Annotated in this window: 22 protein-coding genes; 5 read left to right on the top strand and 17 right to left on the bottom strand. The window is 63.5% G+C overall.

The window, feature by feature from the left end:
- Positions 1 to 21 precede the first annotated feature (21 nt).
- Positions 22 to 276 (top strand): PepSY domain-containing protein, encoded by a 255-nt coding sequence (locus tag NLM27_RS38870; RefSeq protein WP_254148295.1) that lies wholly within the window; start codon positions 22 to 24, stop codon positions 274 to 276.
- A gap of 107 nt (positions 277 to 383) precedes the next feature.
- On the opposite strand, the gene NLM27_RS38865 is transcribed toward NLM27_RS38870, so the two are convergent.
- The 11 genes from NLM27_RS38865 to NLM27_RS38815 form a co-directional block, all read right to left on the bottom strand.
- A complete protein-coding gene (locus NLM27_RS38865) occupies positions 384 to 1,556 on the bottom strand; it encodes a thiolase family protein (RefSeq protein ID WP_254148294.1) in 1,173 nt (390 codons plus the stop codon).
- A 277-nt stretch (positions 1,557 to 1,833) separates the two neighbouring features.
- The gene (serA, locus tag NLM27_RS38860; RefSeq protein ID WP_254148293.1) at positions 1,834 to 3,423 is read right to left on the bottom strand and encodes a phosphoglycerate dehydrogenase; all 1,590 of its coding nucleotides are present in this window, start codon (positions 3,421 to 3,423) and stop codon (positions 1,834 to 1,836) included.
- A gap of 228 nt (positions 3,424 to 3,651) precedes the next feature.
- The gene (locus NLM27_RS38855; RefSeq protein ID WP_254148292.1) at positions 3,652 to 4,824 is read right to left on the bottom strand and encodes a phosphoserine transaminase; all 1,173 of its coding nucleotides are present in this window, start codon (positions 4,822 to 4,824) and stop codon (positions 3,652 to 3,654) included.
- Positions 4,825 to 4,903: 79 nt separating this feature from the next.
- A complete protein-coding gene (locus NLM27_RS38850; protein ID WP_254148291.1) occupies positions 4,904 to 5,110 on the bottom strand; it encodes a hypothetical protein in 207 nt (68 codons plus the stop codon).
- 157 nt (positions 5,111 to 5,267) lie between these two features.
- Positions 5,268 to 5,732: a GNAT family N-acetyltransferase gene (locus NLM27_RS38845; protein WP_254148290.1), complete on the bottom strand. Its 465-nt coding sequence runs from the start codon at positions 5,730 to 5,732 to the stop codon at positions 5,268 to 5,270.
- A gap of 16 nt (positions 5,733 to 5,748) precedes the next feature.
- Positions 5,749 to 6,339, bottom strand: coding sequence for a glutathione S-transferase family protein (locus tag NLM27_RS38840; protein WP_254148289.1), 591 nt, complete (start codon positions 6,337 to 6,339; stop codon positions 5,749 to 5,751).
- Between the two features lie 67 nt (positions 6,340 to 6,406).
- Positions 6,407 to 7,234 (bottom strand): outer membrane protein, encoded by an 828-nt coding sequence (locus NLM27_RS38835; protein WP_254148288.1) that lies wholly within the window; start codon positions 7,232 to 7,234, stop codon positions 6,407 to 6,409.
- A 167-nt stretch (positions 7,235 to 7,401) separates the two neighbouring features.
- On the bottom strand, positions 7,402 to 8,220 hold the full coding sequence (locus tag NLM27_RS38830; protein ID WP_254148287.1) for an outer membrane protein: 819 nt from the start codon (positions 8,218 to 8,220) through the stop codon (positions 7,402 to 7,404).
- Positions 8,221 to 8,459: 239 nt separating this feature from the next.
- A complete protein-coding gene (locus NLM27_RS38825; protein ID WP_254148286.1) occupies positions 8,460 to 9,704 on the bottom strand; it encodes an MFS transporter in 1,245 nt (414 codons plus the stop codon).
- 341 nt (positions 9,705 to 10,045) lie between these two features.
- On the bottom strand, positions 10,046 to 11,389 hold the full coding sequence (glmM, locus tag NLM27_RS38820) for a phosphoglucosamine mutase (protein ID WP_254148285.1): 1,344 nt from the start codon (positions 11,387 to 11,389) through the stop codon (positions 10,046 to 10,048).
- 230 nt (positions 11,390 to 11,619) lie between these two features.
- Entirely contained in the window at positions 11,620 to 11,787 is a 168-nt protein-coding gene (locus tag NLM27_RS38815) for a hypothetical protein (RefSeq protein ID WP_254148284.1), read from the bottom strand.
- Between the two features lie 106 nt (positions 11,788 to 11,893).
- Here NLM27_RS38815 and NLM27_RS38810 point away from each other — a divergent pair, with 106 nt between their 5' ends.
- A complete protein-coding gene (locus NLM27_RS38810) occupies positions 11,894 to 13,030 on the top strand; it encodes an alpha-hydroxy acid oxidase (protein WP_254148283.1) in 1,137 nt (378 codons plus the stop codon).
- 254 nt (positions 13,031 to 13,284) lie between these two features.
- Here the strand turns inward: NLM27_RS38810 and NLM27_RS38805 are convergent, their stop codons facing one another.
- From NLM27_RS38805 to NLM27_RS38780, 6 genes are all read right to left on the bottom strand, one after another.
- Entirely contained in the window at positions 13,285 to 13,911 is a 627-nt protein-coding gene (locus NLM27_RS38805) for a hypothetical protein (RefSeq protein ID WP_254148282.1), read from the bottom strand.
- A gap of 65 nt (positions 13,912 to 13,976) precedes the next feature.
- Positions 13,977 to 14,816, bottom strand: coding sequence for a shikimate dehydrogenase (locus tag NLM27_RS38800; RefSeq protein WP_254148281.1), 840 nt, complete (start codon positions 14,814 to 14,816; stop codon positions 13,977 to 13,979).
- 61 nt (positions 14,817 to 14,877) lie between these two features.
- A complete protein-coding gene (locus tag NLM27_RS38795) occupies positions 14,878 to 15,522 on the bottom strand; it encodes a YoaK family protein (RefSeq protein ID WP_254148280.1) in 645 nt (214 codons plus the stop codon).
- Positions 15,523 to 15,680: 158 nt separating this feature from the next.
- Positions 15,681 to 17,729, bottom strand: coding sequence for an elongation factor G (locus tag NLM27_RS38790; RefSeq protein WP_254148279.1), 2,049 nt, complete (start codon positions 17,727 to 17,729; stop codon positions 15,681 to 15,683).
- Between the two features lie 186 nt (positions 17,730 to 17,915).
- A complete protein-coding gene (locus NLM27_RS38785; protein WP_254148278.1) occupies positions 17,916 to 18,530 on the bottom strand; it encodes an SDR family NAD(P)-dependent oxidoreductase in 615 nt (204 codons plus the stop codon).
- A 2-nt stretch (positions 18,531 to 18,532) separates the two neighbouring features.
- Positions 18,533 to 19,558: a bifunctional 2-polyprenyl-6-hydroxyphenol methylase/3-demethylubiquinol 3-O-methyltransferase UbiG gene (locus NLM27_RS38780; RefSeq protein WP_254148277.1), complete on the bottom strand. Its 1,026-nt coding sequence runs from the start codon at positions 19,556 to 19,558 to the stop codon at positions 18,533 to 18,535.
- A gap of 170 nt (positions 19,559 to 19,728) precedes the next feature.
- Between NLM27_RS38780 and NLM27_RS38775 the strand changes: the two genes are divergently transcribed.
- From NLM27_RS38775 to NLM27_RS38765, 3 genes are read left to right on the top strand one after another with little or no spacing between them, the layout of a single operon-like run.
- On the top strand, positions 19,729 to 20,148 hold the full coding sequence (locus NLM27_RS38775) for a MaoC/PaaZ C-terminal domain-containing protein (RefSeq protein ID WP_254148276.1): 420 nt from the start codon (positions 19,729 to 19,731) through the stop codon (positions 20,146 to 20,148).
- A gap of 55 nt (positions 20,149 to 20,203) precedes the next feature.
- Positions 20,204 to 21,991 carry an HAD family hydrolase gene (locus NLM27_RS38770; RefSeq protein WP_254148275.1) on the top strand — a complete coding sequence of 596 codons (1,788 nt, stop codon included), beginning with the start codon at positions 20,204 to 20,206 and terminating at the stop codon, positions 21,989 to 21,991.
- Positions 21,991 to 22,230, top strand: coding sequence for an acyl carrier protein (locus NLM27_RS38765; RefSeq protein ID WP_254148274.1), 240 nt, complete (start codon positions 21,991 to 21,993; stop codon positions 22,228 to 22,230). Before NLM27_RS38770 ends, NLM27_RS38765 begins: the two co-directional genes overlap by 1 nt.
- The last annotated feature ends 3 nt before the right edge of the window (positions 22,231 to 22,233 follow it).

The raw sequence follows: 22,233 nt of genomic DNA, 5'->3' as shown, positions 1-22,233 counted from the left end.
CCTCTTACAAAGGAGACTCTCATGAAGCTTGCCATACTCATGGTCGCCGGTTTCCTCGCCCTCGGCTCGGCAGCGAGAGCAGATCAACCCGGACCGGATTGGATGCCGATGGAGCAAGTGAAGGCCAAGGCTATGGAGTCCGGCTACACCCAGGTGACCAAGCTCGAAGCCGACGACGGCCGGTGGGAGGGCGAAGGCATCAAGAACGGACAGAAGATGGAATTCCATGCCGACCCCAAGACCGGCGTCATCACGCGCGAGAAGCCCGACCATTAGCTTGCGCAGACGACCGCCGCGGCAGTCTCGTCCGTTTCGTATAGCTCAACGCCCAAACAAAAAGGGCACGGCTCGCGCCGTGCCCTTTCGCATTCCTGCAGCTTAACTCAGCTATAGATTTCGAACAGCCCGGCGCCGCCCTGGCCGCCGCCGATGCACATGGTCACCACGCCCCACTTCGCCTTGCGGCGCGCGCCTTCCTGCAGGAGATGGCCGGTGAGACGTGCGCCGGTCATGCCGAAGGGATGACCGATCGCGATCGAGCCGCCATTGACATTGTACTTGGCGGGATCGATGCCCAGCTCGTCGCGGCAATACAGGCACTGGCTGGCGAAGGCCTCGTTGAGCTCCCACAGATCGATGTCGTCGATCTTGAGGCCGGTGCGCTTGAGCAGCTTCGGAATCGCGAACACCGGGCCGATGCCCATCTCGTCGGGCTCGCAGCCGGCGGTGGCCCAGGCGACGAAGCGGCCGAGCGGCTTGAGGCCGCGCTTCTCGGCGTCCTTGGCCTCCATCAGCACCACGGCCGCGGCGCCGTCCGAGAGCTGGCTGGCATTGCCGGCGGTGACGAACTTGCCGGGGCCCTTCACCGGCTCGAGCTTGGCGAGACCTTCCATCGTGGTCTCGGGCCGGTTGCACTCGTCGCGGTCGACGACGTAGTCGACGATGCTCTCGGCCTTGGTCTGCTTGTCGATCACCTTCATCTTGGTCTTCATCGGGACGATCTCGTCCTTGAACTTGTTCGCCTGCTGGGCCGCGGCCATGCGGCGCTGCGATTCCAGCGAGAACTCGTCCTGGTATTCGCGGCTGAGCTTGTAGCGCTCGGCGACGATGTCGGCGGTGTCGATCATCGCCATGAAGATGTCAGGGGCGACCTTGAGCAATTCAGGATCGATCGATTCCTTCGGCGAGCCGCCGCCGGGCATCGAGATGCTCTCGACGCCGCCGGCGACGATGCAGTCCGCGCCGTCGGAGCGGATCGAGTTGGCGGCCATCGCGATGGTCTGGAGCCCCGAGGAGCAGAACCGGTTCACCGAGACGCCGGCGGTGGTCTTCGGCAGACCCGCGAGCAGCGCGGCCTGGCGGCCGATGTTCGGCGCGCCATGGGCGCAATTGCCGAGATAGCAGTCCTCGACATAGTCCTTGTCGACACCGGCGCGGTCCACCGCGTGCTGGATGGCGTGCGCCGCGAGCGACATCGGCGGCGTGATGTTGAACCCGCCGCGGCCGGACTTCGCAAGGCCCGTGCGTGCATAGGAAACGATGACGGCTTCACGCATGTGTTTTCTCCCTTTTCGAACGATTTTGAACGGAGCGTGGTTACGAGGCGTTCTTGGCGCCATTGGTACACAAAGTTGGTCAGGCGCGGGGAAAATAAAAACGCCGCCTCCGGTGTCGAAGGCGACGTTGTTCCGCGGGTCGGAATATCTATGCGGGCATCACGCTATCCACACGTCATGCCCGGGCTCGTCCCGGGCATCCACGTCTTTCTGCGCGCAAGGCAAGGTGTGGATGGCCGGGTCAAGCCCGGCCATGATGCAAGTGGTGAGAGTGCGATCAGAACGTCAGCGCCTTGACCTGCTTGACCTGCGGCAGCGCCTGCACCTTGGCGAGCACGTCGGCCGGCACCGCGCCGTCGACCTCGATGAGCGCGATCGCATCGCCGCCCTGCTCGACGCGGCCGAGATGGAAGGTCGCGATGTTGATCTTGGCGTCGCCCAAGAGGCTTGCGAACTTGCCGATGAAGCCCGGCTTGTCCTCGTTGGTGACGTAGATCATCGACTTGCCGAACTCGGCGTCGACGCGGATGCCCTTGATGTCGACCAGGCGCGGCTTGCCGTCATGATACACGGTGCCGGAGACCGAACGCTCCTGGCGTTCCGTCGCGACCGTCACTGTGATCAGGCTTTCATAATCGCTCTGCGCGGCGCGGGTCACCTCGTCGACCACCATGCCGCGTTCCTTGGCGACGACGGGCGCCGACACCACGTTGACCTCGCCCAGCATCGGCCGCAGCAGGCCGGACAGCACGGCGGAGGTCAGCGCCTTGATCTTCATCTCCGCGACATGACCCTCATAGGTGATCGTGACCTTCGAGATGCCGGTCTCGGTGAGTTGGCCGGCGAAGGAACCGAGCTTCTCGGCAAGCGCGATGAAGGGTTTCAGCTTCGGCGCCTCTTCGGCGGTGATCGAGGGGAAGTTGATGGCGTTGGAGATCGCGCCGGACAACAGATAGTCCGACATCTGTTCGGCAACCTGCAGCGCGACGTTCTCCTGCGCCTCGGTAGTGGAGGCGCCGAGATGCGGCGTGCAGATTACGTTGGGATGGCCAAACAGCACGTTCGCATTCGCGGGCTCCTCGACGAACACGTCGAAGGCTGCGCCGGCGATGTGCTTGGAATTCAACGCATCGACCACCGCCTGCTCGTCGACGAGGCCGCCGCGCGCGCAGTTGATCAGGCGCACGCCCTTCTTCATCTTGGCGATCGCGGCCGCGTCGATGATGTTCTTCGTCTTCTCGGTGAGCGGGGTATGCAAGGTGATGAAGTCGGCGCGCTTGAGTAGATCATCGAGATCGACCTTCTCGACGCCGATGTCCTTGGCGCGCTCCGGCGACAGGAACGGATCGAACGCGATCACCTTCATGCGCAGGCCGAGGCCGCGGTCGGCGACGATCGAGCCGATATTGCCGCAGCCGACCACCCCGAGCACCTTGCCGGTGATCTCGACGCCCATGAAGCGGTTCTTCTCCCACTTGCCGGCCTGGGTCGAGGCGTCGGCCTGCGGGATCTCGCGGGCCAGCGCCAGCATCAGCGTGACGGCGTGCTCGGCGGTCGTGATCGAATTGCCGAACGGCGTGTTCATCACGATGATGCCCTTCGCCGTGGCGGCGGGTATCTCGACATTGTCGACGCCGATGCCGGCGCGGCCGATCACCTTGAGGTTGGTGGCCTTGTCGATGATCTTGGCGGTCGCCTTGGTGGCGGAGCGGATCGCAAGGCCGTCGTAATTGCCGATGATCTCGGCGAGCTTGTCCTTTTCCTTGCCGAGGTTGGGCTGGAAGTCGACCTCGATGCCGCGATCCCTGAAGATCTGCACGGCAGCGGGTGAGAGCGCGTCGGAAATGAGAACTTTGGGTTTGGTCATGGGGATGTGTCCTTCACACCCTCCCCTGGAGGGGGAGGGTCGGCGCGAAGCGCCGGGGGTGGGGTGAAGCTGCAAACAAGAAAATCGCCGGTGCGCCGTGTGGAGAGATCACCCCACCCCGCCGCACCGTCTTGTTTGAGCATGATCTCGTCGGAAAACCGGAGACCACTTTTCCGGATCATGCTCGCCGGTGCGTCGACCCTCCCCCTCCAGGGGAGGGTCAGAACATTAGGCCGCCTTGGCGAGCTGCGCCTTGATCTCGGCGAAGGCCCAGTCGATCCACTGCGTCAGCAGCTCGACGTCCTTGGCCTCGACGGTGGCGCCGCACCAGATGCGCAGGCCGGCCGGCGCGTCGCGGTAATAGGCGAAGTCGTAGCCGGCGCCTTCCTTCTCGACCAGCGCAACCAGCTTCTTGGAGAAGTCGGCCTGCGCGTCCTCGGAGAGCGAGGTGATCGCGGGATCGGTGAACTTCAGGCACACCGAGGTGTTGGAGCGGATCGCGGCGTCCTTGGCCAGGAAGTCGATCCACGGCGTCTTCGCCTTCCAGTCGGCGAGCACCTTGGTGTTGGCGTCGGCCCGCGCGACCAGCGCCTTGAGGCCGCCGATCGACTTGGCCCAGTTCAGCGCGTCGAGATAGTCCTCGACGCAGAGCATCGAGGGCGTGTTGATGGTCTCGCCGACGAAGATGCCTTCGTTGATCTTGCCGCCCTTGGTCATGCGGAAGATCTTCGGCAGCGGCCAGGCCGGCTTGTAGGTCTCGAGCCGCTCCACCGCACGCGGCGACAGGATCAGCATGCCGTGCGCGGCTTCGCCGCCGAGCGCCTTCTGCCAGGAGAACGTGACGACATCGAGCTTGGCCCAGTCGAGAGCTTGCGCAAACGCAGCGGACGTCGCGTCGCAAATGGTCAGGCCTTCGCGGCTCGCGCTGATCCAGTCCGCGTTCGGCACGCGCACGCCTGACGTGGTGCCGTTCCAGGTGAAGACGACGTCGCTCTTGGGGTCCACCTTGGAAAGATCGGGAATCTCACCGTAGGCCGCGTTCAGCTTGGTGACGTCCTTGAGCTTCAATTCCTTGACGATGTCGCTGACCCAGCCCTCGCCGAAGGATTCCCAGGCGAGCGTGGTGACGGGCCGCGCACCGAGCAGCGACCACAGCGCCATCTCGACCGCCCCGGTATCGGAGGCCGGCACGATGCCGATGCGGTAATCGGCGGGGACCTCGAGCACTTCGCGCGTCAGATCGATCGCGAGCTTGAGCTTGGTCTTGCCGACCTTCGCGCGATGCGAACGGCCGAGGGCTGCGTCCTTGAGATTTTGGGCGTTCCAGCCGGGGCGCTTGGCGCAGGGGCCGGAGGAGAAATGCGGCACGTTCGGCCGCGAAGCGGGCTTCGCTACAGTCATGATCTACCCTTCCAGATAGTAAGCCTCCCGTTGGGGGGAGGTGTCCCGCCGCGGCTGATACGGGAATCGGGAAGGGCAGTCAAGGAAGTTCCGGGGCCTCACGCGCGAGTGATGGCGCTTCCACGGGTTTCTCGGGAGATTCCGCCGCAGCCAGGGCATTCAGCAAATCCGTCGCCTCGCTGATCAGTTGCGCGGCGCGACGGCGGCTGCCGACTTTCAAAATGCATTTGTCGTCGGCCTGCACGACATAGTCGTTGCCGACCTTGATCAGTGAATAGCTTGTCATCGAAATCCCCGAACCGACCGAGCCCGGTGTCTGACGTCCCGTAGCACCGTTCGTTCCCGGAGAAACGTGAACGACGGACGGGTAGTTTATCAGCCCTTAATGCGAACGAACATGCGATCCGATTTCGCAGCTTGCGCAAAGGCCGCGACGAGCTGCCTCAAAAGCGAACAGTCATGCCGACGTGGCTCGCTGCAAATCCAAGCCGCGTGTAGAAGCGCTGCGCATCGACGCGCGTCTGATGCGTCAGCAATTCGACCAGATTGCAGCCGCGCGCCCTGGCTTCCGCGATCGCCCATTGCACCAGCTGCTCGCCGATGCCCCGGCTGCGACAATCGGTGGCAACGCGGACGTCTTCGAGCAGGCCGCGCGAGCCGCCTTGCGAACTCAGCCCCGGCAGGATCGCGAGTTGCAGGCAGCCGACCACCCTGCCCTCGCTCTCGGCGACCACGAGCTGAAGATTCGAATCTCGCATGATGCGCTCGAACGCCTCGTAGTAAGTCGCAGGCAGCGGATCCTCCACGCGCTCGCGGGCGCGACCCAGATGATCGTCGGCCAGCATCGCGACGATCGCCGCGACGTCGTCGCGGCGCGCGCGGCGGATGGAGACGGACTTCGCAGTCATGTGGGGAACTCCAGGCTCAACGCGCCGGCGGAAGGCCGAGAAAGGCTTCGGCCTCGCCGATCCATCGGCGAACGGCCGCAAAGCGACCGAGATCGAAGCCGCCTTCGTGCGCAACGCGGGTGTAGGCGAGCAGCGAGACATCCGCGAGCGAAACCGCTTCACCGGTGAAGAAGCGGGTGGCCGAAAGATGCTGCTCCATCCGGTCGAGCGCCGCATAGCCACGCTTGACCTTCTCGGAATCGAGCTCGGATGCGTCCTTGCCTAGATAGACCAGGAGGAAGCGGCACACCGCGATATAGGGCTCGTGGCTGTACTGCTCCCAGAACAGCCATTCGTCCATCTTGGCCGCAGTGAAGGCGTCGCGCGGAACGAGCGCGCTGTCGCGGGCGAGATAGCGGATGATGGCATTGGACTGCGCCAGCGTGCGGCCGTCGTCGAATGCGACGGTCGGCACCTGGCCGGCACCGTTCATCGCCAGGAATTGCGGCGTGCGTGTCTCGCCCTTGCGGGTGTCGATCTCAATCCATTGGTAGGGCAATGCGAGCTTGTCGCAGACCCACTTCACCTTGAGACAATTGCCGGAATTGCTATCGCCGTAGATCTTCATCGCTGCCACCCTGCGTCTGGCGACAGAGCATCAGGACGGCGCGGAGCTGTCAACCGCGGCGTGCGCGTCAGAACTTGTAGCCGAGACCGGCGCGGACGGTGTTGATGCTGGTATCGACCTGGGAGGCGAAGCGGATATATTCGTACTCCGCACGCATGAACAAGCCGCCGACCAGATTGACATCAACACCGAGACCAGCGGTATAGCCGTAGATCAGGTGATTGTGCTGGGCCTCCGTCGAACTCAACGGAGCCAGCGGCGTGTAGACTCCCAACTGGGTCGCGCTCACGCGATCCTGCACGTAGGCAGTGCGCACAATGTCCGCATTGCCGAGCGCGAGACCCGCAAACATGTAAGGCAGGAAACATCCCCATGCGTAGGCGGCGCGGCCGCGGAACGTTCCGATGTCGCTGATGCTGATTGAAGATGTGGACGTCGCCGTGACGTCATGGAAATTACCGTCGGCCAGTGCAGTAGCGCTGACGCGCCTTTCGCTAGCCGACGACATCCCCCCGAACTTGCCATGCAGCCAGCTCACTTCGATGCCCAGCACGACGTCGTCCCACTGCGCATTGTAGCCGACGAAGGCGCCGTAACCGGTGGTGCGCTGCGAGGCCTTGCCCAGTCCGAGATTCCACTGGGATACACCCATCGAGCTCTCGATCAACGTATCGGCCAGCAGTGCCGCCATCATGTTGCTGGTCGAGCCATTGAAGTTCTCGTCGGACGAGCCATAGCCGGCCTGCGCTCCGAAATACGAACCTTGCCAGTTGACGGCGGATCTCGTCAGACCGTCGGTGAAGCTGCCGCGCAGGATCGGCAGATCCGGCATGTCAGCCGCGTGCGCGGCAGACACCGTCCCCAACATCGCTGCCGCCACCATCAGCCTACGCATCGTAACGCTCCATCGGACTCGAACTGTTGCGATGATCATGGCCCGTTAACCTTAACCAATGATTGCGTCAGGCGCCTTCGTCGCCACTCGCCATGAAAAATACGCAAAGCAAAACGGCGCGGGATGATCCCGCGCCGTTAAGAAGTCCTAAGCGATCGAACTGTCGATCAGCCCTTGGTGACGAGCGGCGGCGCGTAGACCGGCGGGCTGCTGAGATCCCAGCGCACGCCGAACTTCAGGTCGTGCGAGGTGATGTCCTTGAACTGCATGGTGCGGCCGCGGTTGAGGCCGGTGAAGTCGCTGAGAGTACCGGTGACGCCGTCGCCGAGATCGACGTAGCGATACGCCAGTTCGAGCGTGAGGCTCGGATTGACCTTGTAGGCGAGACCGGCATGCGCGGCCCAAGCGAAGTTCCATTGCGAGGCGGTCGGCGCATAAGCGACACCGCCGTTCGGCGTGTTGATGTCCTGGAAGTTCGAGATGGTGTTGCGCGAAGCACCGATGCCCGCACCGATGAACGGCGTGACGCACCACCAGGTGCCGAGATCGACATAGGCGTTGGCAAGCACCAGCCATTCCGACTTGCTGCCATGATACTCGTCGGTAAAGGCGGGAACGCCGTTGAAATTGATGATCTGGAGCCCGTGCAGATTGGCGTTGCCGCGATACTCACCGGTCACGTCCGCGCGGAACCAGTTGTTGAACTTGTAGCCGGCGCCGAGACCGAAGATGCCGGCCGTGTCGAAGCCGAGACCTTGTGTGGAGGCGATGCTGATGCCGGGGTCGACGAAGCTCGGGTTAAGCTGCTTCACCTTCTGATTGCTGAAGCCGATGTCGCCGCGCAGATACCAGCCGCCGAAATCGGCGGGCGGAGCCGGCGGCGCGTACATGGGGGGCGGCGCCGCGATCGGCATGTCGGCGGCGAACGCCATCGACGAGATCAGGGTTGCCGCACCCGCGGCAAGGAGAGACTTAACGCTACGCATTTGGCTTCGTCCTTATGGCCGGTGAGGCAAAATGCAGACGCCTCACGTTCTGGAAACTCACGACCGGGACGATGGCATCAAATGCTTAAGCGCCGCTTAACCCTAATTTTTAAGGTTGATTTTTTCTGACCGCACACGCGAGCGCCGCGCGAGCGTTGCAGGAATGCCGCGCCAAATGCAACGGCGTCGCCGCAATTCCTAACGATGTGTAAAACCGCGACGTGGCGAGAGAGAATGCGTTAACGCACGTGCCGCGGCAATTTCGGCAGGAACACGGCAAGCAGCCCGATCGCCGGCAGATAAGCGCAGACCTGGTAGACGAACTCGATCGAGGTGTGGTCGGCGAGCTTGCCGAGCACCGCGGCTCCCAGGCCGCCGATGCCGAAGGCGACGCCGAAGAACACGCCGGAGATCATGCCGAAGCGATGCGGCACCAGCTCCTGCGCGAACACGATGATCGACGACGTGGTCGAGGAGATGATCAGGCCGATGATGACTGACAGCACTGCGCTTGCGTAGAGTCCGGCATAGGGCAGCGCCAGCGTGAACGGCAGCGCCCCGAGGATCGAGATCCAGATCACGATCTTGCGGCCGAAGCGATCGCCCAGGGGACCACCGAGAAATGCGCCGACGGCGTTCGCGGCAAGGAAGACGAAGAGATAGATTTGCGCAGCCTGCGTCGACACGCCGAAACGGTCGATCAGATAGAAGATGTAGTAGCTCGACAGGCTCGAGACGTAGAGCTGTTTTGAGAACAGCAGCGCGACCAGCACGAGCAGCGCAAGCGCGACGCGGCGCGAACTCGGCCCGCCCGGCTGGGCATGAACCGCGGCTGCCTTCTTCGCCGTGATCTGCGGCGCATACCAGCGGCCGATGCGCCAGAGGATGAGGATCGCGAGAAAGGCGATCGAGGAGAACCAGGCGATGCTGCCCTGCCCGAACGGCACGACGATCAGCGCGGCGAGCACGGGGCCCATCGAGGTGCCGAAGCTGCCGCCGAGCTGGAATACCGATTGCGCAAAGCCGTAGCGGCCGCCGGAGGCGAGCCGCGCGATCCGCGCGGATTCGGGATGAAACACCGCCGAGCCGAGACCGACCAGCGCGGCGGCGACGAGAATGACGAGATATTGGTGTGCGGCGCTCAGCAGCAACAGGCCGAAGAAGGTCGAGGCCATGCCGATCGACAGCGAATAGGGCTGCGCCTTCTTGTCGGTGTAGTGGCCGACCACCGGCTGGAGCAGCGAGGCCGTGAACTGGAACGCCAGCGTGATCATGCCGATCTGCGCGAAGTCCAGCGCATAGGTGTCCTTCAGGATCGGATACACCGAGGCGATCAGCGACTGCATGGTGTCGTTGAGGAAGTGCGAGAAGCTGATCCCCGCGAGCACGACATAGGCCGGCCCCGCTGCCTTGGCAGGCGCCACGTCGCTGACGACGACGGGCTCGGTCAGTGTTTCCTCGGAGACGACGACGGGCTTATTCAACGGAGCGATCCAGGCGCGGCAGATTGCCGCGACAAGCTCAATACGATGCAGGCGGCGACGGAACCACCGCCAATCGCTTATGGCTGGGATGCGCGTCGTATCGCGGTTGCGATGTGAAGCAGCAGGGCCTGCATGGTTCGAAACGCCCACTTTCGGCGGGCTCCTCATCATGAGGGTTTAGGAAATCGCCAAGAAACAGGAATCGTAGGTTGGGCAAAGGCGCAACGCGCCGTGCCCACCACCTGTCCGATACGGCAACAGACGCGTGGGCACGCTTCGCTTTGCCCACCCTACGATACTGTCCGTGGGGTGAGATCACCCCACCCCGCTCGCGCCTGACCTTACGCCGCCGCCTGGCCGAGCGCCGAGACGATGGTGTCGACAACGTCCTCGACCAGGATGCGGTCCTCGCCCTCGCCCATGACGCGGATCACCGGCTCGGTGCCGGAGGAGCGGATCAGCAGACGGCCGTGGCCGTTGAGGCGCTTCTCGCCGTCGGAGATCGCCGATTTGACGTCGGAATTGTCGAGCGGCTTGCCGCCCTTGTGGCGGACGTTCTTGAGGATCTGCGGCAGCGGATCGAAGCGATGGCAAACCTCCGAGACCGGCCGGCGCAGCTTCTGCACCACCGCCAGCACCTGCAACGCCGCAACGAAGCCGTCGCCGGTGGTGGCATAGTCGGACAGGATGATGTGGCCGGACTGCTCGCCGCCGAGATTGTAGCCGCCGTTCAGCATCTGCTCGAGAACATAGCGGTCGCCGACCGGCGTGCGGACGAGATCGAGCCCCTGCCCTTTCAGGAAGCGCTCGAGGCCGAGATTGGACATCACGGTCGCGACGATGCCCGGCCGTGACAGCCGGCCGTCTTCCTTCCAGCTCTGCGCGATCACCGCGAGCAGCTGGTCGCCGTCGACGATGTGGCCGCGCTCGTCGACCAGGATGACGCGATCGGCGTCGCCGTCGAGCGCGATGCCGATGTCGGCGCGCATCTCGCGCACCTTCTTCGAGAGCGCTTCCGGCGAGGTGGAGCCGCATTCCTTGTTGATGTTGAAGCCGTCGGGCTCGACGCCGATCGGCACGACGTCGGCACCCAGCTCCCACAACGCCTCCGGCACCACCTTGTAGGCGGCGCCATTGGCGCAATCGACCACGACGCGCAGGCCGTCCAGCGACAGATCGCGCGGCAGCGTGCGCTTGGCGAATTCGATGTAGCGGTCATGCACGCCGTCGATGCGGCGGGCGCGGCCGAGGCTCGCGCTCTGCGCCAGCCGCTTGTCGAGGGATTCGTCGAGCAACTGCTCGATCTGCCTCTCGACGTCGTCGGAGAGCTTGAAGCCCTGCGGTCCGAACAGCTTGATGCCGTTGTCCTCGAACAGATTGTGCGAGGCCGAGATCATCACGCCGAGATCGGCGCGCATCGACTTGGTCAGCATCGCGACCGCCGGCGTCGGCATCGGGCCGACCAGCAGCACGTCCATGCCGACCGAGGTGAAGCCCGCGACCATCGCGTATTCGATCATGTAGCCGGACAGGCGGGTGTCCTTGCCGATCACGACCCGGTGGCGGTGGTCACCGCGCTGAAACGCAAGGCCTGCGGCCTGGCCGACCTTGAGCGCGAGCTCCGGCGTGATCAGACCATTGGCGCGGCCCCGGATCCCGTCCGTCCCGAAATATTTGCGGCTCATATCGTCCCCCACGCAACAACCAGGGATCCCCTCTGCAACCACGGGCTGCCCGAACGGGCCCCGCATCCCTGATGTGCTGAGGTCTTATAAAGCTATCGCGGCAAACTTGGCTTCAAAAAATATGATAAATCGTTACGGAACCAAGCGTACCGCCGCTCCGATAACGTATTGTTAACACTATATTTCCTCGGGGAATAGCGGAACAGAGCGGAACCCCAGGGAACTCGGCCTTAGTCGCTGCGCTTCACATGACGGTCCCCGCGGCTCGGCGCGGGCTGGGTGACGTTGACGGGATCGGAGCCCGGGAAGGTCTCTTCCAGGCCTTCTTCCAGCGCTTCCTCGAGATCACGTTTCTCCTTGATCTCTTCCGGCGAAGGTCCCGCGTGCGGCCTCGTCATGACGCCCTCCTCTCAAACGATTTGGCTGTGCATCCAACCATGCTAGATGACCCCTCGATCTTCCGATGCAAGACTCTTGATACAAGACGGGCCGGGGAAAACGTTCATGAAGCACATCACCTGTATCGACGATCTTCGCGCGCTGCATAAGCGCCGCGTGCCGAAGGCGTTCTTCGACTATTGCGACCGCGGCTCCTATGCCGAGGAGACGTTGCGCGCCAACCGCGAGGACATGCAGGCGATCAAGTTCCGCCAGCGCATCCTGGTCGACGTCTCCAAGCGCGACACCTCGACCACGATCCTCGGCGAGCCCTCGACCATGCCGCTGATCCTGGCGCCCGTCGGTCTTTTAGGCATGCAGCATGGCGACGGCGAGATTTACGCCTGCCGCGCCGCGCAGGCCGCCGGCATCCCGTTCACGCAATCGACGATGTCGATCTGCTCGATCGAGGACATCGCCGCCAATGTCGAGAAGCCGTTCTGGTTCCAGCTCTACGTCATGAAGGACCGCGGCTTCATCAAGGAATTGATCCAGCGGGCGATGGCAGCCAAGTGCAGCGCGCTGGTGCTGACCGTCGACCTGCAGGTGATCGGCCAGCGCCATGCCGACATCAAGAACGGCATGACGGTGCCGCCGGAATGGTCGCTGTCGAAACTGCTGGATTTCGCCAGCAAGCCCGCCTGGGTCTCCGGCGTGCTGCAAGGCAAGCGCCGCACCTTCGGCAACATCGCGGGACACGTGAAGAACACCGAGGATCTCAACCGCCTCGCCGAATGGACGGCGTCGCAGTTCGACACGTCGCTGAGCTGGAAGGACGTCGAGTGGGTCCGCAGCATCTGGCCCGGCAAGCTCATCATCAAGGGCATTTTGGACGTCGAGGACGCGGAGGAAGCCGCCAAGACCGGCGCGCAGGCCCTCGTCGTCTCCAACCATGGCGGCCGTCAGCTCGACGGTGCGCCATCCTCGATCGAGGTGCTGCCGGAGATTGCGGACGCGGTCGGCGAGAAGATGGAGATCATGTTCGACGGCGGCATCCGCTCCGGCCAGGACGTGATGCGCGCGCTCGCGCTCGGCGCAAAATCCTGCATGATCGGCCGCGCCTACGCCTATGGCCTCGGCGCCGGCGGCCAGGCCGGCGTCGCCAAGGCGATCGACATCATCCAGAAGGAGCTGCTCACCACCATGGGCCTGTGCGGCGTCAATGGGATCGACGAGATCGACGATCATATCATTGCGGTGTGAGGCGCAGCGGCAGTGCCGTCTCGCGACGTGATCGAGAGCCGATGCCAATAAACTCCGCCGTCGTCCCGGACAAGCGCGCTCTAAGCGCGCGCCGATCCGGGATCCATAGCCACAGACGGGAGTGGTTACGGGGACTCGGAGTTATCAGCCTTCGCCAAACTTCACCCCGTGGTTATGGGTCCCGGATCGGCGCTTACGCTTTCCGGGACGACAGCGGGGTTTGTGGCGACGATTGCGCGCTATAGCTACGCCCCTCACATCGGCGGCGTCAGGCCGTCGCGGCCGACGCTGACACGGTTGGTCTCGAACGAGCCGTCCGGCAATTGCTTCATGAAGGCGATGACCTTGGCGCCCGCCTTCAACTCGGACTTGTCGCCGGGCACGAAGGTCACCACCGGGGTGTTGTCGGCGACGAACACCTTCTTCTCGCCGTCCTTGTACTTGACCAGCAGCGTGTGCCCGTCATTGCCGACCACGCTCTCGGCGACGGTCGCATTGGTCATGCTGGAGTTGGGCTTGAGGTCCCAGGGCCGCGAGCCCTCGCCGGTGCCGCGCATGCTCTCCGGAAACACGTGGACCTCAACCGCGTTCTGGCCGCCATCCGGCCCCGGCACGGTGGTCGCGCCGATGAACGAGCCCGGCTTGATGTCGGCGAGTGAAATCTTGGTAATGCCCGAGACATTCACGTCAGCGGCGAGGTGAAGCTTGAAATCTTCGCCGCTGCGCGACTTGACCTGCATGGTGTCGCCGTTGACGCTCTCGATCGTGCCGCGCACGCGCGTCGGCACCGGCGCCCTTTGCGCGAAGGCGCAGTAAGTCGAGAGGGCCACCATCGCGACGGCGAGAAGTGGACGTGTGAAAGTAGCGCGTTGAATAGTCATTTCGGTCTCCGATTGTCCCCACGGGGTAGAACTCCGGAGATGGTGTGCTATTCGCCGCGATCCTCTCAAGTCTTTGTGAGATCGGCCTCGACCAGCGCGCGCAAATCGGCGGTGACCTCGGGCCGCCGACCGAACCACAGCTCGAAGCCGCGCACGGCCTGGTGCAGCAGCATGCCGAGCCCGTCGGCGGTCTTCAGGCCACGCGCTTGTGCCGCCGCAAGCAGCGGCGTCACCAGCGGGACATAGACGAGATCGGCGACAACGGCCGTCTGCGGCAGGCGCGCCACATCAACGTCGAGCGAAGGCTGGCCATGCATGCCGAGCGAGGTCGTGTTCACGAGAAGCCTTGCGCGCGGCAGGACATCGTTGATGCTGTCCCATGTCACGGGCTGCACGTTCGGCCCGAACTGTCTTGCGAGTGTGTCCGCCCGCGCCATGGTGCGATTGGCGAGATGGATGCGCTCAATGCCCCGCTCGCGCAGGCCGAACACGACCGCGCGCGAGGAGCCGCCGGCCCCGAGCACAAGTGCCTCCTCGGCCGCGTCCCAGCCGGGCGCGCTGGCATCGAGATTGCCGATGAAGCCCTCGACGTCGGTGTTGGTCGAGCGCAGCTCGCCATCCTCGAACCACAGCGTGTTGGCGGCGCCGACGGCCGTTGCACGCGCATCGGGCTTCGATAGCGCCAGCACGCCCTCCTTGTGCGGGATGGTGACGTTGGCGCCGACGAAGCCGCGCAGCGACAGCCGAAACACGAAGTCTCTGAGATCATCGGGCGGAACCGCCTCGATGACATACCCGCCCGCGATCCCGAGCGTGCGCAACCAATAGCGATGGATCAGCGGCGAGCGCGAATGCGCGGCCGGCCATCCGATCAAACAGGCTGCGGGCGTCTTGGGCGCGGTCATCTCTTGCAGGGTCCCTTGATCATGATTGCAAGCGATCTCATTTCGCCTTGCCGCCGTCCTGTCAAGGATGCGTACGCCGGACCGAGATGACCGCAATGGCGGCGAGCAACAGGGCCGCCGCGGCGGCAAACCACACCGCGGCGAGGCTGATCTCCGAATAAGCGAAGGCGCCGGCCGCGGCCCCGGTGACGAGCGACGCCCAGAGCAGGAGGTTTGGCAGCCAGGCCCAGCGCGGCCCGCCTGTCAGCGCCGCTGCAGCGAGCTGGCCGACCTTGACCAGCGCACCGGTCATGTAGGTGAGCCCAATGCCGGGGCCGCCATCCACCTGGAAAACCGCGTTCTCCAGGCCCATCGCCAGCACCATCGCGATCACCGCGAGCCACGGCACGCCGAAGAGATAGGCGAGGCCCGCCGCTGCCAGCAGCGTGGCTTCCGCCAGTAGCACCCAGCATTGCCGATAGCGGCCCTTCCCATGAACGATGAGGCCTCCGATACCGGCGCCGACGACGAACAGCAGGATCAGCCCGACCGCTTCCGACGCGCCGGTCCAGTGCCCCTCAGCCAAGCTGACGCCGAGCCGTGTTGAATTACCGCTCATGAAAGAGACGAAGAGCCCACCGAGATGCAAGAAGCCCGCACCGTCGACATAACCGGCAAGCGCGCTCAATGCGCAGGCCAGCGCCAGGTTACGGCGGGATCTCAGCATGGAAATATGCGCCCCATTACAGGGAGCAAACTAGCCGTCTTAATCCGGATTGCCAACGATCACGCAGGCGAGGCCATCGCGTCGAGACGCCCGCTAACCTCTCCCCGCTTGCGCGGGGGAGAGCTAGAGAGTTGCACCGCCTTACCGCGCGAAGCCAATCACGCCGCGTGCTGATTCGCGGCGATGATCTGGTCGGCGGCGCGGCCGGTGACTTCGGCCATGTGGTCGAACTGACGGGTGAAGCTGCCGGCGCCGGCGGTTGCCGAGCGCAGCTCGACGATGAGTTCGCCGATCTCGGCTTCCGGCATCATGGCACGGACGCAGTCCCAGCCGCTCCAACCGTCGCGGGTGTCGAAGCCGAGGATCTGGCCACGCCGCGCCGACAGGATCGCGTTGATCTTGGCGGTGGCCTCCGTGGGACAGACGATCTCGACCACGTGGATCGGCTCCAGCAGCACCGACTGGCATTGCGGCAGGCCCTCGTTGAGCCCGATCCGCGCCGCCGTGCGGAAGGCGAGATCGGAGCTATCGACGCTGTGATAGGAGCCGTCGGTCAACGTCACCTGCACATCAGTGACGGGGAAGCCGAGCGGACCGCGCGTCAATCCGTCGACGACGCCCTCTTCCACCGCGCCGATGTAGTTGCGCGGCACGGCGCCGCCGACGACCTTCTCGGCGAACTTGAATCCCTCGCCGCGCGGCAACGGCCTGATGTCGAGCACGACGTCGCCGAACTGGCCGTGGCCGCCGGACTGCTTCTTGTGGCGGCCGCGCTGGACAATCGGCTTGCGGATGGTCTCCTGGTAGCCGATCGCAGGTGGATGCGAGGCGATCTTGACGCCGAAACGGTCGCGCAGCCGCTCGCCGGCGACGCGGAGGTGCATCTCGCCCTGGCCCCACAGCACGGTGTCGTGGGTCTGGGCGTTCATCACGATGACGAGCGAAGGATCCTCCTCGTGCAGCCGCGTCAACGCCTGGCCGAGCTTGACGTCATCCTTGCGATCGGTGGCCGCGATCGAAATCGCGAGCACCGGCGGCGTCGGCTCGGCGACCTCCAATGCAGCCGGCGGGGTCTTGCCGTTCGAGACCGTGTCGCCGGTCCTGATCGGGTCGACCTTGGCGAGCGCCACGGTGTCGCCGGCTTCGGCTGAGGCCCGCTTGGTGTCGTAGGCGCCGTTGACGGCGAGGATGCCGGAGATGCGCCCGGCACCGCCGGCAGCGGATTGCAGCGTCGCACCGTCGTCGAGATGGCCGCAGAGCAGCCGCGTCAGCGACAGTTTTCCGCCGTGCTGTGAATGCAGCGTCTTGAAGACGTAGCCGAGCGCATCCTTGGTCTCGGGAAGGCCGAGACGCTTTGCGGTCTCCGCCACACCCGGCGTCTCGTGGCGCAGCGCCTTCATCAGGCGCAGCACGCCGTTTTCGCGCGCCGCGGCGCCCAGCAGCACGGGACAGATCAGCCCTTCGCGCAGTTCGCGGGCGAGATCGTCGAACACGGCATCGCGCGGCGGCTGGATGTCTTCCAGGAGTTGCTCCATCAGCGCGTCGTCGTGATCGGCGAGTTTCTCCAGCATCGAGAAGCGGGCCTCCTTCTCACGATCGAGGTTGCCGCCCTCGAGCGCGATCACCTCGGAGGCCTTGTGCTCGCGATAGATGAAGGCGCGCTCGAGCGCGAGATCGACGAAACCCTCGATCAGCTCGTCCTTCCAGATCGGGATCTGGCGCAGCACCAACGGCACGCGCGAGGCGGGCTGCAGCGTCGCGAGCGTTTCGCGGATGCGCTGGCTGGCGCGGTCGATCTTGTTGAGGAACAGGAAACGCGGGATCTTCAACTCTTCCAGCTCACGCAGGATGATCTGCAGCTGCGGCAGTTTCTTCTCGTCGGCCTCGCACACCACGACCGCGGCATCGACCGCGGGCAGCACGGCGCGCATGTCGTGGGCAAATTCGACGGAACCGGGACAGTCGAGGAAGGTGTAGCTGTCGCCCATGAAACTCGTGGTGGCGGCAGTCAGGCCAACGGTCATCTTGTGATGACGGGCCTCTGGTGTGGCGTCGCCGACGGAAGTTCCGGCATCGACGCTGCCGGCGCGGGGGATTGCACCCGTTCGCGCCAGGATTGCTTCGAGAAGAGTGGTTTTACCGCTTTGGAAAGGGCCCACCAGCGCGATGCACCGTGGACCTCGGGGACTTCTGACGTCTTGTCCCATTCGCCGCCTCCTTCTTGTGGAGCTCGGCCCATGATTGGGTCGGCGACCATGGATGCTCCGCCCGTCCAGACGATTTGGCAAGATGGAAAACGTCGCTGCGCTGCAATGTGATGCGCGTCGAAACTCTCGCATGGCTTCGGTCAGGAAGAGAGCCGTTCACCCCGAAGACCGGCGCGCTCCAGCGCTTCATTCGGCGCGGTCTATCATCCACACCAGATTTTTCGCTACCGAATCCGACGATCTCAACTTCCCGTCCTGCTTCAAGGCGATGAAGTCTTGCACGCCGGGGAATTCGGCGCGGCGGATAGCGGCCTGCATGTCGGTATCGATCACGCCCGGGTTGAGATTGAACACACGCCGTCCTTCCGCTTCGATGGCGCGGATATAGCCCTCGAGCGCGGCCTTCGCCGCGCAGTACAGCGACCAATGCGGTATTCCCTTGGTCGCGGCTCCGGACGTCACGTTGGCGATTTCGCCTTCGGGGAAATGGCGCAGGAACGACGCGATCGCGATGATCGGGGACGTTACGTTGACGGTGATTTCACGCGAAATCTCGGTCGCCGCAAACGATGCCGCGGCAGCTATGAGCTGCGTCGCAGCGTTGTTGATGAACACCGCGCGATCAAGATGTTCCGAGCGCAGCGACGTGAACGTGATATCGAGCTTTTCGACGTCGATCGCGGATAGATCGAACGCGGGCCGGTTCAATTCGGCCACGCGCCACCCGACCCGCTCGAATTCCCGCTTGAGCGCCCTGCCCAGTCCCCGGCTCGTGCCCGTGATGATGACGAGCTTGGTCATCGTCAGAGCGGCTTTACGCAGAGGAAGCCGGCGAGGCTGGGCGTGAGATTGCGCGGCTTGGAACCCGGCGCGGTTTCTTCCTGAATGCGCGTGATCTGGAAACCGGCATCGGTGAGCATCTTTTCGACCTCGATCGGATGGCGAATGAGGAAGATGTGGTCGGAATGACCCGCGTTAAGCGCGGCGGTGATGAAGGCCTGTCCTCCCGGGCGGATCATGTCGAACAGCCAACGGCAGAACTCGGCCGGATTTTCCAGATGTTCGAGGACTTCCTGGCAGATCAGGAAATCCGCCTTGACGTGGTAGCCGTGGCGGATGTCGCGATTTTCCAGCTTGTACCTGGATTCGTAGCCGAACGACGTCATCACCCGGCCTGTGTAGTCGAGCGAGTGCTGGCTGATGTCGAAGCCGATACCCCGCATGCCCGGCTTGTTGTCCAGGGTCACCTTGGAGTACATGCCGCAACCAACACCGACTTCGAAGAATACGCCCTCATCCTCGATCCGCGGCAACACGCAATTCGTGAATCCGATCAGCGTGAAGTAGTGCTGCGGCCAAACGTAATGCGAGAACCACAGGCCCGGCAGATAGTTCTGAGTCATGTGGTCGGCATTATCGTACAGCGCCGTACGCACCTCCTCATAATTGGACGCGCGATATTTTCCGCTTCGCTCGAACATGACCTGGTGGCGCATGGAATCGTTCGCGAACTCGGCGTAGCAACCCAAGGCGTCTTTCAGACGATCCGACAGGGGATTGCCGATGTCGCCGTACATTCCCTCGATAGCCGGCACCGCTTCCTCGACCCAACGAGGCCCGAACCGCTTTTCGGCTGCAAGAAACGGGGTCGCAAGGACCGGATAGCTTTCCTGCATCTCGTCGCAGATGGCGGCCCATTTTTGCAGAGTATTCAATAGATTGACCTCGTCTTTCCCGTGAACTGCAAAAGTATCACCGAAATCCCGCCGCAAACAAGCTGAACGGAAACACAAGCAAATCGCCGCAGAACACCGCTGGCGCGGCCTCATGCCGGCTTCAACCCGCCAAGCTGTGGTCCCGGGGCCCTAACGCTCTAGTTGGGCTTTGACTGCCATACCTGCTTCATGGCAATAGTCGGCAATATCGGGCGACAGTCCGGAAATAATCAGCAATCAGTAGTCGGTCGCTATCATTGCGGCATACACCGGACGAGCCACGAATGTTGACGGCATTTCACGTCGGCCAGACCCATCATCTGGGAGTTCCGATCACGCGGGATGACCTGGCCCGATATGTCGCGCTGTCGGGCGACACCTCTCCTTTGCATGTTGACGCAGAGTTCGCGAAAGCCGCGGGCTTCGAGGGCGTGGTCGTGCACGGGGCGTACCTCATGGCCTTGGTGTCACGCCTCGTCGGAACGGAGTTCCCGGGCGCGCGATCAGTCCTCGAGCGGGCGGATATCGCCTTTCGCAGGCCATGCTACGCGCCCTGTGACGTCACGTTGGCCGCAACGGTCAGGCAGATCAGCGAAGCCGTCGCGACGATCGTCCTGGATATCGCGATCACCGACGACAAGGGGACTGTTCTGGCATCGGGCAAGACCTGGCATCGCATTCTGGATGCGGAGTCGCTGCAATGACGACACCGATTGCACGTTGCCAGTGATTGTCTCGCTCTAATCGGAACCCCGGCGCATGGACTCGCTGAACTTGCCGCAGGCATGGGAACTGGTCGACCTGCCGTTCCACCGGTTGATCTCGCTTGGCCGGCGCGTCGAACGAAAGGAAGGGCAACCGAGCTTGCGTATCGCACTGCTCGGCGATGCTGCTACCCAGCATTACGGGCAGGCCCTCGCCGCCACCTTGAAGTTGAGGGGATGGTGGCCGGAGGTCTACGAGGCCGAGTTCGATACGATACGGCAGGAGATATTGAATCCAACGAGCGAACTCTATCGCTTCGATCCGGAAGTGGTCATTCTTTTCACGGCAACCCAGGCGCTCTACCACCGCTTCGCGCGAAGTGCCGGGAAAGCCGCCTTCGCCGATAGCGTCAGCAGCGAGATCATCGAACTGTGGAAGCAGGTACGGTCGCGCAGCAACGCTATCCTGGTTCAGCACAATTTCGTGGTGCCGCTCAATCGCCCGTTCGGCAACCGCACCGCGGGCGAGCGCGAGACCTTGACATCGACCGTGGCGCGGATCAACCAGAGCCTTCTCGACGCCGCTTCCGAGCACGGCGTGAAGATCGTCGACACCGAATTCCAGGCCGCCTACCACGGCAAGCGACATTGGCTCGACGAGCGGCTCTGGTGCCAAGCGAAGCAGGCATTGTCCCCGTCCTTCGTTCCTTCGCTGGTCAAAAACGTCAGCGATACCATCCTGGTGGAACGCGGCGCCGGCATCAAATGCGTAATCGTCGATCTCGACAATACGATGTGGGGAGGCATTCTGGCCGAGGACGGCGCAGACCGGATCGAGGTCGGGCAGACCGAACTTGGGCTTGCTTTCCAGCGCTTCCAGATTGCGCTGCTCGAACTGAAATCTCGAGGCGTCCTTCTCGCGGTGTGCAGCAAGAACGACCAGGCGAACGTAACGGACGTTTTGAAAAATCATCCCGACATGATCCTGCGTTGGGATGATTTCGCGGCCGTCGTAGCCAATTTCGGCGACAAGGCCAGCAATATCCTAGCGATCCGGGAAAAATTGAACCTCGGTCTCGACAGCTTCGTCTTCCTCGACGATACCGCTTTCGAGCGGTCTCTCATCCGAACGGCGTTTCCTGCGATGCAGGTGCCGGAGCTGTCGACCGACCCCGCCGACTTCATCAGCGACCTCGCCCGCTGGAATTTGTTCGAAGGCCGGTCGGCGACGGCCGAGGATCTGGCCCGGCTCGCCTATTATCAGGCGGACGATGAGCGTCAGACGATCAGAGAGAAGTTTCACGGGCTGGATGACTTCATCGCCGAACTCGGGATGGAGGCGCACATCCTGCCGTTCGACAGCTACGCGCTGCCGCGTGTCCTCCAGCTCGTCCAGCGGAGCAACCAATTCAACCTCACGACCATCCGGCACAGCGAAGCCGATCTGCGCCAGCTTGCCGCTGACCGCAACGTCGCGGCTCTCTGCATTCGGCTGGCCGACCGGCTCGGCGACAATGGCATCATCGCGACGGTGATCCTGAGGAAGTCGGGCAGCGATGCCGTGGTCGACACCTGGATCATGAGCTGTCGCGTGCTCGGACGCCGTGTCGAGGACCTGACGGTTCAGCTCATGGCCGAAAAAGCCCGGCAGCTTGGCTGCCGCAGGCTGGTCGGGCGCTACATCCCGACCACCAAGAACGGCATCGTTGAAAATCTCTATTCGCAGCAGGGCTTCGCCGCTGCCGGCGAAGAAGGGGCAACGCGCCTCTATTCGCTGGATCTCGCCCACTACCAGCAGCAGTCCATCCCAATCATCATTCACGAACCAGAGCCGCGATCATAATGAGCGATTTTGAAACACGCGTACAGAACGTCTTCCGCGAGGTGTTCGACAATCCTGCCTTGAACATCAATCGGGAAATGCAGGCCAAGGACGTCGCGAACTGGGATTCGCTGAATCACATCACCCTGATCATGACGCTCGAGGAAACCTTCAAGGTAAAGTTCAGCACCCGCGAGGTGATGGGCTTCCAGAACGTCGGCGAGATGATGGACTGCTTGCGCGGGAAGCTCCCGGCGTAGCCA

This window comes from Bradyrhizobium sp. CCGB12 (assembly GCF_024199845.1).
Taxonomy (GTDB): Bacteria; Pseudomonadota; Alphaproteobacteria; order Rhizobiales; family Xanthobacteraceae; genus Bradyrhizobium.
This window is presented reverse-complemented; position numbering and strand designations above follow the sequence as displayed.